Source organism: Kothea flammea (assembly GCF_052161645.1).
GTDB lineage: Bacteria > Planctomycetota > Planctomycetia > Pirellulales > Pirellulaceae > Laterigemmans.
This window is the reverse complement of record NZ_CP197414.1, coordinates 3693507-3706622: the sequence shown is the minus strand read 5'-3', so window position 1 is coordinate 3706622 and position 13116 is coordinate 3693507. Positions and strand designations below refer to the sequence as shown.

Below are 13116 nucleotides of genomic sequence, written 5' to 3'. Positions count from 1 at the left end.
CTACTGGAAGAATCGCCCAAATCACGAAGTCCGGGCAAAATTATTTTGACCAGACCGAACGGCCGCGGAGACGAAGGACCGCTTCGAGATTGTCGGCGGTGTCCCACAGCAGACGTAGTTCGCTGGCTGTCGGGTCAGTGAAGCAGCGGGTAACGTCGCTCTTGGACATGCCGGCCAGTTTGGCGAGTTCCGTTTTGCTGGGGCGCGGCAGCAACGCTGCACAGCCTTCGCTGTCCGCCGTTGCGACAGCGTGGTCGGCCGCTGATGCCAAGTGCCGTTTTAACTCATCACGTAAACGCTCGATCTTTGCGGTGCGAGTGCCACGCTTTTGTCTCGGCTTGGTGGGTTTGCTATCAACGTGCGTGTGAATCTCGAACGATTCCCCGATGGACTCCCAGTTGATTGTGAACGCGGTTGATGTTGGTGTCGTTATTTCCTCGAGTGCCAGCACCAAGCAAGGAACCTGCCGTTGCCAGAAGGCCGTACATCCAACCGAGGGCGTGAACAGGATCGCCTTCGGTTGGCTCTTTAGCTTGTCAACGATCGCGCCGTTGGTTCGTGGAGAGATCCCGCGAACGAATCGCAGTTCGCGGCTGCGTGAACCAATGGTGTGTCGACCGATGTTCCATAACCACTCGCCGACGCTCGGCTGAATCGACAGCCTTGAGCCGGCAAACAGCAACGCGAGCAAGCGCTCGGTGTCGATCTGGAATTGATCGGTCTGACTTTGCTTCAAACGAGTGACACCACAATCGCCGACGACGAACCCGAATGGTCCGTTGGCCGTGTCGTGGTATTCGATCAGGTGCGACTCGCAACATTCATCGCACCACCAATCGGTGGCGGGGACGGATGGGCGAAGGACGCCGGCCGAATGCAGTGGAGCGAGAATGCTCGTCCACCGTGTCATCAACTCGTCGACGCTGAAGGATGCTGAATCAGCCTCCCATCGCCGCCAGAGCGGATTGGTCGCCGCTGGCATTATCTACGCCCCACATTTTCAAGTGCTTTTGAACGATCTCGGCACGATCCGAAGTCAAACGGGCCAGGTTGCATGAAGTCGGTGTGACTCGGATAGTCGGGCTGCTTGCACGTCGAAAACGCGACGTTGGAAAATAAAACTTGATCTCCACAAATGTCGTCTTGAAATGCCAAAGGGAGTCTGGCTCTTTACCGATTTCATCTTCGATCGCTTGATAGATCGTGTCCTGTTCGTTCTTGCGAGCGACCCCTACAGTGATCGGGCGGTCGGTGGCTTTATTGAACAAACCGATCGACTCGATGCGGGCACGGATTCGGTCCATGGGATCGGTGTATAGCGTGAACGTTGAACTCTTGAGATGCCCCAATTTGTAAGGAGCTTCGCGTTGAAACGCCCCAAGTTCCCAGCCCAATACGGCGCGGCTGAACTCCTGTTCCAACTGTGCTTTACGCGGCTGTTTGATTGACGTTGCCAATTGCAAAGAGCCTTCCAGTGGATGATAGGCGAAGATGATCTGCGTCGTCGGACGGATCGTGATCGGCGTCAGTCGGCCGCTGGCATCATGCGTGTTTTCACTGCGAACATAATCGTCTGGGTGAGCAATGAAGTAGATCACGTCGTTGCGTTTGATGATGTCAACGCTAGTGAATCGTCCGCGTCCGTCACGCCGAAGTAGATTCGAGATCGCGTCGCTGAGTTGTTCCTTGGCATCGGCAGCAATTTCGAGATCCTCTGGCACATCATTGCGTCGACGCCAAAACTGGCACTGTTCCAGTTGCAAGAACATCGCCGATGATTTGAAGATTTCCGGTTCGTACAAACGCACCCACATTGCGCGACCGTACAGGTCGAGATCTTCGGGTATGCGTTGCATCAGATCGTTGACGTGGTGAAGCTGCGCGCCGTCGATGAAGGCGCACATTCCGGCCGCGTTTGCAAACGAGTGAACGTTTTGAAGATCGATATCCATCTCGTCTCGCTTCGCCGCGGGCAACTCGTCGTGGAAGGCGAGCATCGGTTCGATTTCACCTTCTCCAAAACATTCAATTGAAAACGGTAACTGCCCCGGAACGTGGTCATCAAACCATCTTTTCAGCAGGTGATTGGGAACCGCTCGCACGACGGACGAAATGGCAACTTGTTGTGACATATTTATTGACTCTTCGACTTATGAGAAACACCGATGACCTTTCCGAGCACACGAAAGTCGCTATCAGGCTGAACCACAATCGGTTTGTACTTCCGGTTTTCCGGCAGTAACCGAATCGCTCCGTCCTTTACTTCCAAACGTTTGACCGTCGCCTCGTCGTCAATCAACGCGACGACAATATCGCCATTTTCAGCAATCAGTTGTCGACGAACGATTATGACATCACCGTCTCGCATATCCGCATCCTTCATGCTTTCGCCGCTAATTTGCAATGCGAAGCATAGGTCGCGACCCGCGAGTGTCGATGCCACCATGACCTGGCCGAGGCAGTTCTCCTCGGCCAACATCGCTGGTCCGGCTTTGACCACGCCGACCAGGCTCACCGGGACCAGCGACTCGATCGTTTGGCTCGGACGTCGCAGGACACGCAAGCTTCGAGCCTTGCGAGGTTGGCGGGCGACGTAGCCTTTGCGTTCAAGTTGCAGGATCAATTGGTGGGCGCTGGCGGCGGTGATTCCGAGCTTTTCACCGAGTTCGGTCATCGTGGGTGCGATGCCGTTGCGATCGATCGCGGCCGACAGTTCGTCGAGGGCTCGCGATTGTCCTTCGGTGATGGCCTCTTGGCGGGGTCTTCCTCGTTGAGGCTTGCTGCGGGGCATGTTTGGCATCCTTGACGGTGATTTTACGGTGGCTCGAATTAGCGCTGATAGACTTCGTTTCGTGCACACATAAATCTAGTCACGCGGATTGTGCCGGCAAGTCAATCTTTGCTAGCAAAGCTCGAAACATCGGAAAATGCTTGGCGAGAATTTTTCTTTAGCGCTGATAGATGAGGTGGACATCGACCGACCTCCGTCGGCTCGGAACAACGGCTTGCCGTAGAGGTTGCTTGTCTGGATGTCTTCGATCGTCGGAATGAACTCAAATGGCGAGGCTTGGAACCAGGGTTGGCGGTTCTCGTCGAGCAAACTGCCGAGCATTAATGGCATCACGAAAGTGTCGCGTGTCCTCCCCGACTCGTACAGGATCGACCCGAAAGTGAATTCACTTCTTTGGATTTCAGCCCAACTCGTGTCAGGCGGAACGATTTTCTCCAGCACAATGTTTTCGAAGGCGGACAAGAACTGAATCAATTCGCGGTCGCCGAGGATTCCATCGGTGATGTCGCACCGGTCCAAGCTCGGATTAAGTAGCAGTTTGCCCAAACGGCCCAGCATCTCTTTTCGTTTCGTTTTTTTGGCGGGTTTGACGGCGAAGAATTTCTCTTCGGCTAAAGCGTCGTGTGCTGATTCACTGATGGGGTATTCGAAAGGCAGGATTCGCATAATGGGTCTCCGGTGGGAGGGATGTTGAAAACACGATCCGTGCATGTTGCCCAATGCCTGTGACACCTTTGGTCACACGCAGAAATTTTTTTTGGAAATCTGCATTGCCCTTTCGAGGGGTTCGCAAAGACGGCCGTTGGTGCTAGCCAACGCAACTGAGACGGCAGGGCTGTGCGCTTTAATAATATCTTTGCTCGGACACAGCATGGGCCACAATCGACGGGGGATATGGCTGACTTGGTACGTTCACCTGTGGCAACGCCTTCTCAAGGTCTTTAAGCTTGCCATCCTGAACTTAGAGGACGGTAACTCAGAGGTCTTGCTTGGCTTCCCGATGCTTAGGTGGTACTGATGCAACCCGTATTTACTCGATTGAACTGCTCGTCCACCAAGGAAGTCCTGCAAGAGTTGTGGGACCGACGCCTGATCGCCCTGCACTATGAAGATTTGTTTAGCCTCAACCCAGACGATTACCCCACCGCCGGGAAGCATGCGCTCAGCCGACTTCATCGATACGCTCGTGAAGGAGCGGTCGTTGCGGCAGACTTTCGCAAGCTATACCGGGATCGACTACTGGTCGGTGAAATCGAACCTGGCTCGCAGTTGCGGGCCGAAAAATTTGGGGGACGGTATGTTTACAAGGTGGCACAACTGACGAATTGCCGTGAAGTGCTTTACACAGCTTTTCCCGTGCTACTTGCAATTCAGCCGCGACAGGGCACATTGGTTGGCTGGCCCTCAGCAAATGCTGTCCTGCGTAGTGCACTATACGGCAACCCTCTTCCGATCGAAGTGAGTTCACTATCGCCAGACCAGTTTGAAGTCGTTTGTTATGAATATCTCCGCGCTGTCGGAAAAATTAATCGGTTGCTGATGCCGATCGGTCGGGGCTTGATCGACATTGACATTTTTGGGATCGACGGGAGCGATCGGACAGTCCTTGCTCAGGTTACGCAGAGTCGCAACACTGCGGCAAATGCGGAAAAGATGAAAAATCTTTTAGCTCATGGGGAGAAAGACTCTAAACTCTATTTCTTCGGAATTGGGAAGAAGATACCAGATTCTCCTGGCGTCGAAGTGCTCGATATCACTGAAGTATTCAATGATGTTCTCGATGACAAGGAGTCACGCAAGATGGTTTTTCGCATGCTTGGATTGCCGTCTGAAGAGGTTGATCGCGAATCAGTCGGGCGTCCCGACGAAATACCGAATGAAGATCTTAAGCTTGAAGATGTTCCGTCGGATACTGCTCCGATCCACGATATCGAGATGTTTGCATTGACATTTATGGCGTTTGATTACTGGAATGTTAAAGATAAAGCTTATTGTGGCGAAATTGACGATGTTTGCGATTGTCTTTCGCACCTTCGCACAGAACTGTATTGGATGCAGCGGGCTGGACGCCACGGAAATGGGATGTCTAGAAATGAGGCGATCCCGATTTTGAAACGTATTCGCCAAGCTCTAGAGAAAAATACCCAAACATGGTGCTAGGGCGTCCGGAATGAATTAACCGTTTCGGAAAACCGGAGTGTTGGTCACGAATCCGCTAGGTCGTTGTTCACCTATGTGTGGGAGTGCGCTGCCCCAAAGCAGACGCACTCAATTCTTACACCGCGAGCGATTGTCCGATCGCGACCTGCCGACGGGATTAATCTCCGTGCCAGCGTCACCTGCAGGGGATACGACGAACAAGGCCCCCCCTCCTTCGAGCAACTTCCGCTCAGTCGCATCGCTCGGCGTTTGGAGTAGCGCCGCGTCATCAATTGATAAGGGGAGATCTCATGCCTGTGACACCTTTGGTCACACGCGAAAGAAAAATTTCCAGAAATGCTGACACCCTTTCGAGTGGTGGGCGAGCGTTGCAGTTGCAGTTAGTGCGATTTGCTGCAACTGCAACAACAGAATATTCCCTGTTTTTTCCCCGCGAATTACGGAGTGAAGCGCAGTTGCAGTTATCGCCGAGTGCGATTTGCTGCAACTTCGCCGGTGGGTGTGGCCGCTGCTGAAACGCGGCCGTCTTCAGAAACCCACTTGCAGACGGAGTTCGCTCGTGACCGCTTCCAAACCCTCGTATTCCTCTTCAATCGACCTGGTCGCTCCCGGCAATGGACAGACCGATGCCGACCAAATTGCCCGTTCGTTGATCGCCGATCCGTTCACCCGAAAGGTGATCCACTGCCGCGTGCTCCAGTTACTGCGTCTGGCCGAGTTCGCCAGCGATAGCGAAGACGACCTGACGCAGGAGTTTCTGATCCGATTGACCGACGCGATGAAGGTCCACAGCGATTCGGTCGGCCATCGCAATCCCTACATCGTCAGCGTGGTCGATCGTCACTCGGCCACTTTGTTGGAACACCGCCGGGCATCGATTCGGTATTCCGTCGACGGAGTGTCGCTGGATCAAAGCGTCAGCGAGCCCGAGATCGGTCCGGTCTTGTTCGCCGACACCTTGAGCCAGCAAGACCAGAAGCGTCGCCTGCAAATCCGTGTCCTCGAGCCTCGGGATCACTCGGACTTAAAAAGCGACTTGGCGGCCGTGGTCCAAAAACTCTCCGTGGCCGACCAGCAACTGTTGCAATTGCTTCTTGACCAGAACGTCACCGACGCCGCGAAAACTCTGGGTGTTCCGCGATCGACTTTGGCCTCGCGGCTCGAGAATATTGCCGAGATTCTCGAGGCCGAAGGGCTTCGCGAGTACCTGGTGTAAAAAAAGTTTCTCGCCGGTTTCGTGATTCGACCACTTTTTCCGGTAGGTCTACAGGTAGCCGGGAAGGATCCCAAGTCACTTGAAACCTTCAAATCCTTTCACCCACGGAAGCCCATGCCCAACGTCACGATTGACATCGAACGTCGCGTCGCCATTTCACTCGCGGTCGGCCGTTACCTGCGATCGGCCGATCGCTTCAACGAAGCGTCGAAAGAGTTCACCGGAGCGTGCAAGTCGCTGCGTCAGCGACTCGGTACCGAGCAACGATTCGTTGTGCAGCTCGACTTCAAGCACTACCTCGTGACCAGCGATCGCGACGGCAACTTTGATGTTGAACACATCCAATCCATTTGAACAACCCAACGTCTCATCCATCTGACTACGGAGTCATCTAAACAGTGCCAAACTTGCTTGAAACTATTCAAACCGGCCGACAATCGAAGCCACCACGGGTGTTACTTTACGGTACAGAAGGGGTGGGCAAAAGTTCGTGGGCCAGCCAGTCGCCCAAGCCGATCTTCATTCAAACCGAAGACGGCCTCGATGAGCTCGAATGCGATCGCTTTCCACTGGCGACCAAGTTCGATGAGACAATCGCCGCTCTGAAAACGCTCGTCAACGAGAAGCACGATTACGAAACCGTCGTGATCGATTCGCTCGATTGGCTGGAGCGACTCGTCTGGGACAAGCTCTGCGGGCAATACGGCGTCGAGTCGATCGAAAAGGTCGATGGCGGGTACGCTCGCGGTTACATGCACGCCCTCTCTCTGTGGCGTGAAGTGCTCGATTTGCTCAATGTGCTTCGTTCGCGTGGCATGGTGACCATTCTGATCGCGCACTCCAAGGTCGAACGGTTCGAGGACCCCGAATCGTCGCCCTACGATCGCTACTCGCCGCGACTGCACAAACATGCCGCTGCGCTGATTAAAGAATGGTGCGACGCGGTCCTCTTTGCCACCCGCAAAATGCGAACTCAAAGTGAGGACGCGGGCTTCAACCGCAAACGCACCGTCGCTCACGCGATCGGCAAAGACGGGGGTGAGCGTGTCATGCGTGCTTATGGCTCGCCAAGCTGCGTGGCCAAAAACCGCTACGGCATCGCCGAGGAACTGCCCCTGTCGTGGTCCGCTTTTGTGGCAGCGATGGCCAAGTGATTGATCCAGTTACCGAACTTCCAACCTACAGACTCCAGACTAAGGACTAAAGACTTCCTATGGCAAACCTTCATGGCTTCGATGCCAACACTGTTGAACCCGCAGATGATCTCGAACCGATTCCGGCTGGCAAGTACATGGCTGTCATCACCGACAGCGAAATGAAGCCGACCAAGTCCGGTGTTGGATCGTATCTTCAGCTCACGCTGACCATTATCGAAGGCCAATTTTCAAACCGATTGCTGTGGGTTCGACTCAACCTCGACAACCCGAACGCGACCGCTGTCGATATCGCTCGTCGCGAATTGTCGGCAATCTGTCGTGCCGTCGGCGTGCTCACCCCGAGCGACTCGACCGACCTACACAACCTGCCGTGCGTGATTGCGGTGAAGTTGAAGCGCCGCACCGACACCGGCGAGTTGCAGAACGAAGTGAAGGGCTACTTCAAAAAGGATGCCATCGCCGAACCGGTCGTGGCTTCGAAATCAAGCGGCACGGACGCCCCCTGGAAGCGATAGCCGCGCGGCCTCTCCTGATCGCTTCCAGGTCCAACAGCCGGCCGGTACGGGTTGCCGGCCGGCTGTTTTCTTTCTTGCCAGACAAAGCCATGCACAAGCTGAAACTACCTTATCCACCCTCGGTCAACCGCTACTGGCGACATGTCGGTCCGCGCGTGTTGGTCAGCAAAGAAGGGCGCGAGTATCGAACCAAGGTTGGCGTGTACCTGAACAATAAGAAGATCGAACCGCTCACCGGCGACCTGATCGTAGACATCAAGTTGGAACCGCCAGATCGTCGCCGACGCGACGTCGATAACGTCCTCAAAGCGATGCTCGACTCACTGCAATCCGGTGGGGCGTTTCACGACGACAGTCAGATCGTGCGACTCACGATTGAAAAGCATGCGCCGTTTCCGAGCGAAGGTCGTGCTCATGTATTTATTCAATCGCTCCCCGAGTCTGTCGACCTCGCCGACGCTCGTGTTTGCTTACGATGCGACCAGGTCTTCGAGTCAACCGGTCCCGGCAATCGCATCTGCCCCCCTTGCTCGCTGATCAATCAATCGCTTCCGAGCGTGATTCCGATCTTGCGCGGAGCGAAACGCCACAACGGGGAACCGATTCAATGAAGCTCCGCGATTACCAACAAGCAGCCGTCGACGCGGTCTACAACCACCTCCGCAGCCGCGACGATAATCCGGTCGCCGTATTGCCAACCGGTGCCGGGAAATCGCTCGTGCTTGCGAAGATCGCATCAGACGCGGTTCAGCAGTGGAACGGCCGCGTTCTGATCCTTGCCCACGTGAAGGAACTATTGGAGCAGAACGCCGACAAGGTTCGTCGGCTGTGTCCCGATATCAAGGTCGGGCTTTATTCGGCTGGGCTAAAGAAACGCGACACGAACACACCTGTGTTAGTTGCCGGAATCCAGAGCATTTACAAGCGGGCATGTGACCTGGATCCGTTCGACCTGATCGTTGTCGATGAGGGCCACCTCATCAGCAAGAAAAACGAAACCAGCATGTATCGGCAGTTCCTGGCCGATTGCAAAGTGATCAACCCGCACGTCCGCGTGATCGGTCTGACCGCTACGCCGTTTCGGCTCGACTCGGGTATGATCTGCTCGCCGGATCATTTTCTGAACAGCATCTGTTACGAGATCGGAATCAAAGAATTGATCCGTGACGGTTACCTATGCCCGCTGGTATCAAAGGCCGGCATCAACCGCGCAGACTTTTCAGGCGTTCACATGCGTGCCGGCGAGTTCGTCAGTGAAGAGGTCGAGCAACTGGCCGGCGACGACGCCCTCGTGTCGGCCGCGTGTGGCGAGATCGTGGAACTGACGGCTGATCGTCGGGCGGTGTTGATCTTCGCAACGTCTGTGGCACACGGCCGGCAAGTCGTCGAAACGTTGCGTGAAAATCACGGAATCGAGTGTGGGTTTGTCACGGGTCAGACGCCGGCGGATGAACGCGATGCCTTGTTAGCCCGCTTTCGGGGTGACCATGTGGCCCAGCGCTCCACGGTCGGAATGCTCTTTGACACCGGCAACGGAGCGATTGGCCACTCTCCTTTGCGATTTCTCTGCAACGTCAACGTACTAACCACCGGTTTTGACGCACCGCGCGTTGATTGCGTGGTCATGCTGCGCCCGACGATGTCGCCGGGGTTGTTGTACCAATGCGTCGGCCGCGGATTCCGCTTGCATCCTGACAAACAGAACTGCCTAGTCCTCGACTTCGGCGGCAATATCGAACGCCACGGTCCGATCGACCAGATCAAACCGAAGGAAAAGCAGCTTCGGCCCGGCAGCGAACCGCCGGCCAAGGAATGCGAAAAGTGCCACACGCTGGTCGCATGCGGCTATGCGAACTGTCCCGAGTGCGGTCATCCGTTCCCGCCGCCGGATCGTGAAGCCCACGACGCTCAAGCAAGCGACGCCGGCGTGCTTTCCGGCGAGGTCACGGACACCGAATACGAGGTTCATGATGTGAGCTATCGCATTCACCGGAAACGTGATGCCGATGAGGACGCGCCGCGGTGTTTGCGAGTCGATTACATGATCGGGCTCGATCATTGGCAAAGCGAGTTCATCTGCATCGAACACTCCGGCTACGCCAGACGCAAAGCCGAAGCGTGGTGGCGCGAGCGTTGTATTCATCCGTGTCCCGCGACCGCCGAGGAAGCTCTCGATCTGGCCGAAGTCGGTTTAATCGCCGTGCCGGAATCAATCACGGTCCGTTCAATCGCTGGCCAGAAGTACGACCGGATTATCAAGCAGTCACTCGGCCCCTTGCCGACTGAAGCACTCGAAGAACCCCCGTTTTAGTATCCACCAACCAAGGATTCGCTTTGGAACTATTGATTCAACTTAACGATGGTCCGCTCGATGGCGTCGAAATTGTCACCGATTCCGACGTTTTCAGACGTGTCCGTAGCATCACTGCTGAGGTTGCGGTCGACGACGATGTTGAGGCACTTGAAGACGCTGAGTTAGTCGCCGCGAAGTACGATCTTTACATCAATGAACCCACAGCAGCGGACGACGGTAGCACGCTGTGCTATTACCACGAGGACTCTACGCTGCTTCCGAGCCATCCGTTGGGCAAGCTCCGTCACTTCTTGTCCGAAAGGGATCGCCAACACTGGGACGATTGGTTAAGCGACATTTCGCTCGCACTGGACGAATGCTACCGAGGTATGGACTCCGGTGCTCGTGGGAAGCATCGTGCCAAGAAAGCGTACCTGCGCGCTCGAAAACAAATCGATGCGGTACCCGACATCGCAACCAAGTTTTAGTCGTCGCCAGATCGGTGAATTCTGCTTTCCGAGTGTACTATTGTTGTAGCTGGCAATGTCCCAATCCTACCAAACCGATGTGCGATCACAGGTTGCCGAGTATCGCCAACGTGGCTGGTACTGCGTTCCACTGCGCCCGCGGTCAAAATCACCGGCCCGTCGCGATTGGACCAGCTTGCGTCTGCAACCTGACGTATTTCCAAGCAACAGCAACGTCGGGATTATCCTGGGCGAGCCCTCCGGTTGGCTCGTGGATGTCGACCTCGATTGCCCCGAAGCGATCGAGCTGGCAGATCAATATCTCCCTCCGACGCCGGCCATTACCGGTCGGCCGTCGTCGCCAAAGTCACACCGCTGGTACATCGCCACGGGAGCAACGACACAAAAACACACCGATCCCAACGACGGATCAATGATCGTCGAATTGCGGTCGACCGGCGGACAAACCGTAGTCGGGCCCAGTATCCACCCCGATGGCGAACGCTATGACGTTCTCGATGCCGAACCGGCAATCGTTCCCGCACCGATGCTGGCTGCCTGCGTGAAAGCATTGGCCGATGCCGTGATCGTCAAGCGTGGCGTAAACATCCAGGCTTCAAGACCCGAACCGCAATCATCGTCTGTCGGCAGCCAGCAGCACGATGATGTCGAAGCCCGAGCGATCGCTTACCTCGCCGCGATGCCACCCGCGATCACCGGCAGCGGAGGTCACAGCCAAACGTTCGCCGCCGCGACCGCGCTGGTTCATGGTTTCGGCATCGAACCAGACCGCGCTCTCACAATCCTCGCCGCCGAATACAACCCACGATGTTCGCCGCCGTGGTCCGAGCGCGAACTGCAACACAAAATCAACCAAGCGGCAACCAAACCTCATAATCGGCCGTTCGGATGGCTCCGTGACGAGGGTCCGATCGAGCCGGTCGGCGAAACGGTCGACCTCAGCGGATTCATGGCAAAGTCCACATCAATGGTTTTCACCGCCGAGCCGGATCCGCCCAAGCCGATGCCGGAAGATCCCGGTGTCTTGCCCAAGTCGCTTCTGCGTTGTCCCGGTTTCATTTCCGAGGTCATGGACCATTGTCTTGAAACCGCTCCGTATCCGAATCCGGTCATGGCTTTCTGCGGAGCTTTGTCACTGCAAGCGGTCCTGGCCGGCAGGCGAGTGCGTGATCCAGGCGACAACCGGACGAATTTGTATCTGCTTGGACTCGCTCATTCCGCCGCCGGTAAAGACTGGCCTCGCAAGCTCAACATGCAGATTCTGCAGCAAGTCGGCATGGCGGACTGTGTTGGAGAGCGATTTGCCTCGGGTGAAGGCATTCAAGACTCGCTCCACCTGACCGAGTCGATGCTGTTTCAAACCGACGAGATCGACGGTCTGTTGCAGTCGATCAACAAGTCTCGCGATGCTCGCTACGAACAAATCATGTCGACGCTGCTAACGATGTATTCGTCGGCCAACAGCGTGTACCCGATGCGTCGCAAAGCTGGCAAGGAAGCCGCCGGCGTTATCAACCAACCCAACTTGGTAATTTTCGGCACCGCGATCCCGAACCACTATTATGCCGCTCTCTCGGAGCGAATGCTGACCAACGGTCTATTCGCTCGCATGCTGATCTTCGAGTGCGGCCGGCGTGGCAAGGGGCAAGAACCCAAGATCCGAGAGATCCCCGACTCGATTCGCGCGACCGCCGAATGGTGGGAGAACTTCCGTCCTGGTGCCGGCAACCTTGTTGATTGGAATCCAACGCCGGCGATCGTCCCACATGACGATGACGCTCGGCGATTGCTGTGCGATGCCCGAGTGAACGCTGAGACTCAGTACGACGCAGCCGAAGTCGAGAACGATTCGGTCGGCACCACGGTTTGGGGGCGCGTAAGTGAACAGACCCGAAAGCTCGCTTTGATTCATGCCGTCAGCCGCAATTGTCGTGATCCAATCATCGACGCCGATTCAGCCCGTTGGGCCATCGAGGTCGTCGAACACCAAACACGACGCATGTTGTTCATGGCGGCGTCTCACGTGGCCGAGAACCCGTTTCATGGCGAATGCCTGCGGTTGCTCGAAAAGCTACGGAAGGCACCCGAGCGGACGCTGCCGCACAGCGTGTTGCTCAAACGAATGAAGATGGAAGCGAAAGTGTTCCATCAATTGATTGACACGTTGGTCCAGCAAGGTGACCTAAGCATCATCTCCGCCGAGACCGCCGGACGTCCACAACGCGGTTACCGAATGACCGATCAGGCGATGGCCAAAGACGAGGGTGAAGAAGCGGGGTGAAAGTGAACGAAGTCTGCCGTCGCGGGGTGAAAGAGAGTGAACGAACGCGAAAGAAGGGTGAATGAGGTTTGAGCATAAAACCCGTAAATATAAGAAAAAAATACCTTCTTTCACACATTCACCCGTACCCGCCCGCGCACGCGAAATGCCCGCGTATGCGTGTCTACGCGAGACGGGGTGAAAGAGGGAAAGAAGTTTGCCCCGTCGCTTTTAAC

13 protein-coding genes are annotated in these 13116 nt (G+C 55.8%); 9 read left to right on the top strand and 4 right to left on the bottom strand.

Annotation, left to right across the window (positions count from 1 at the left end):
• Positions 1 to 40: 40 nt before the first annotated feature.
• The 4 genes from SH139x_RS14105 to SH139x_RS14090 all read right to left on the bottom strand — a co-directional run bounded on the left by SH139x_RS14105 (position 41) and on the right by SH139x_RS14090 (position 3457).
• Positions 41 to 982 carry a hypothetical protein gene (locus tag SH139x_RS14105; RefSeq protein ID WP_488355833.1) on the bottom strand — a complete coding sequence of 314 codons (942 nt, stop codon included), beginning with the start codon at positions 980 to 982 and terminating at the stop codon, positions 41 to 43.
• Positions 939 to 2132 (bottom strand): hypothetical protein, encoded by a 1194-nt coding sequence (locus SH139x_RS14100; RefSeq protein ID WP_488355832.1) that lies wholly within the window; start codon positions 2130 to 2132, stop codon positions 939 to 941. The genes SH139x_RS14105 and SH139x_RS14100 overlap by 44 nt, the downstream gene beginning before the upstream one ends.
• A gap of 2 nt (positions 2133 to 2134) precedes the next feature.
• Complete coding sequence (gene lexA, locus SH139x_RS14095; RefSeq protein WP_488355831.1) at positions 2135 to 2791, bottom strand: transcriptional repressor LexA; 657 nt, start codon at positions 2789 to 2791, stop codon at positions 2135 to 2137.
• Between the two features lie 111 nt (positions 2792 to 2902).
• Positions 2903 to 3457: a hypothetical protein gene (locus tag SH139x_RS14090; RefSeq protein ID WP_488355830.1), complete on the bottom strand. Its 555-nt coding sequence runs from the start codon at positions 3455 to 3457 to the stop codon at positions 2903 to 2905.
• 642 nt (positions 3458 to 4099) lie between these two features.
• Between SH139x_RS14090 and SH139x_RS14085 the strand changes: the two genes are divergently transcribed.
• The 9 genes from SH139x_RS14085 (at position 4100) to SH139x_RS14045 (ending at position 12901) form a co-directional block, all read left to right on the top strand.
• Positions 4100 to 4951, top strand: coding sequence for a hypothetical protein (locus tag SH139x_RS14085; RefSeq protein ID WP_488355829.1), 852 nt, complete (start codon positions 4100 to 4102; stop codon positions 4949 to 4951).
• A 559-nt stretch (positions 4952 to 5510) separates the two neighbouring features.
• On the top strand, positions 5511 to 6167 hold the full coding sequence (locus SH139x_RS14080) for a hypothetical protein (RefSeq protein ID WP_488355828.1): 657 nt from the start codon (positions 5511 to 5513) through the stop codon (positions 6165 to 6167).
• A gap of 114 nt (positions 6168 to 6281) precedes the next feature.
• A complete protein-coding gene (locus tag SH139x_RS14075) occupies positions 6282 to 6521 on the top strand; it encodes a hypothetical protein (protein WP_488355827.1) in 240 nt (79 codons plus the stop codon).
• Between the two features lie 44 nt (positions 6522 to 6565).
• A complete protein-coding gene (locus SH139x_RS14070) occupies positions 6566 to 7321 on the top strand; it encodes an ATP-binding protein (protein ID WP_488355826.1) in 756 nt (251 codons plus the stop codon).
• A 59-nt stretch (positions 7322 to 7380) separates the two neighbouring features.
• Positions 7381 to 7839, top strand: a complete 459-nt coding sequence (locus tag SH139x_RS14065) for a DUF669 domain-containing protein (RefSeq protein WP_488355825.1) — start codon at positions 7381 to 7383, stop codon at positions 7837 to 7839.
• Between the two features lie 89 nt (positions 7840 to 7928).
• Entirely contained in the window at positions 7929 to 8450 is a 522-nt protein-coding gene (locus SH139x_RS14060; RefSeq protein WP_488355824.1) for a RusA family crossover junction endodeoxyribonuclease, read from the top strand.
• Positions 8447 to 10150: a DEAD/DEAH box helicase gene (locus SH139x_RS14055; protein ID WP_488355823.1), complete on the top strand. Its 1704-nt coding sequence runs from the start codon at positions 8447 to 8449 to the stop codon at positions 10148 to 10150. The genes SH139x_RS14060 and SH139x_RS14055 overlap by 4 nt, the downstream gene beginning before the upstream one ends.
• Before the next feature lie 23 nt (positions 10151 to 10173).
• Entirely contained in the window at positions 10174 to 10620 is a 447-nt protein-coding gene (locus SH139x_RS14050) for a hypothetical protein (RefSeq protein WP_488355822.1), read from the top strand.
• A 55-nt stretch (positions 10621 to 10675) separates the two neighbouring features.
• The gene (locus SH139x_RS14045) at positions 10676 to 12901 is read left to right on the top strand and encodes a bifunctional DNA primase/polymerase (protein ID WP_488355821.1); all 2226 of its coding nucleotides are present in this window, start codon (positions 10676 to 10678) and stop codon (positions 12899 to 12901) included.
• Positions 12902 to 13116: the final 215 nt, after the last annotated feature.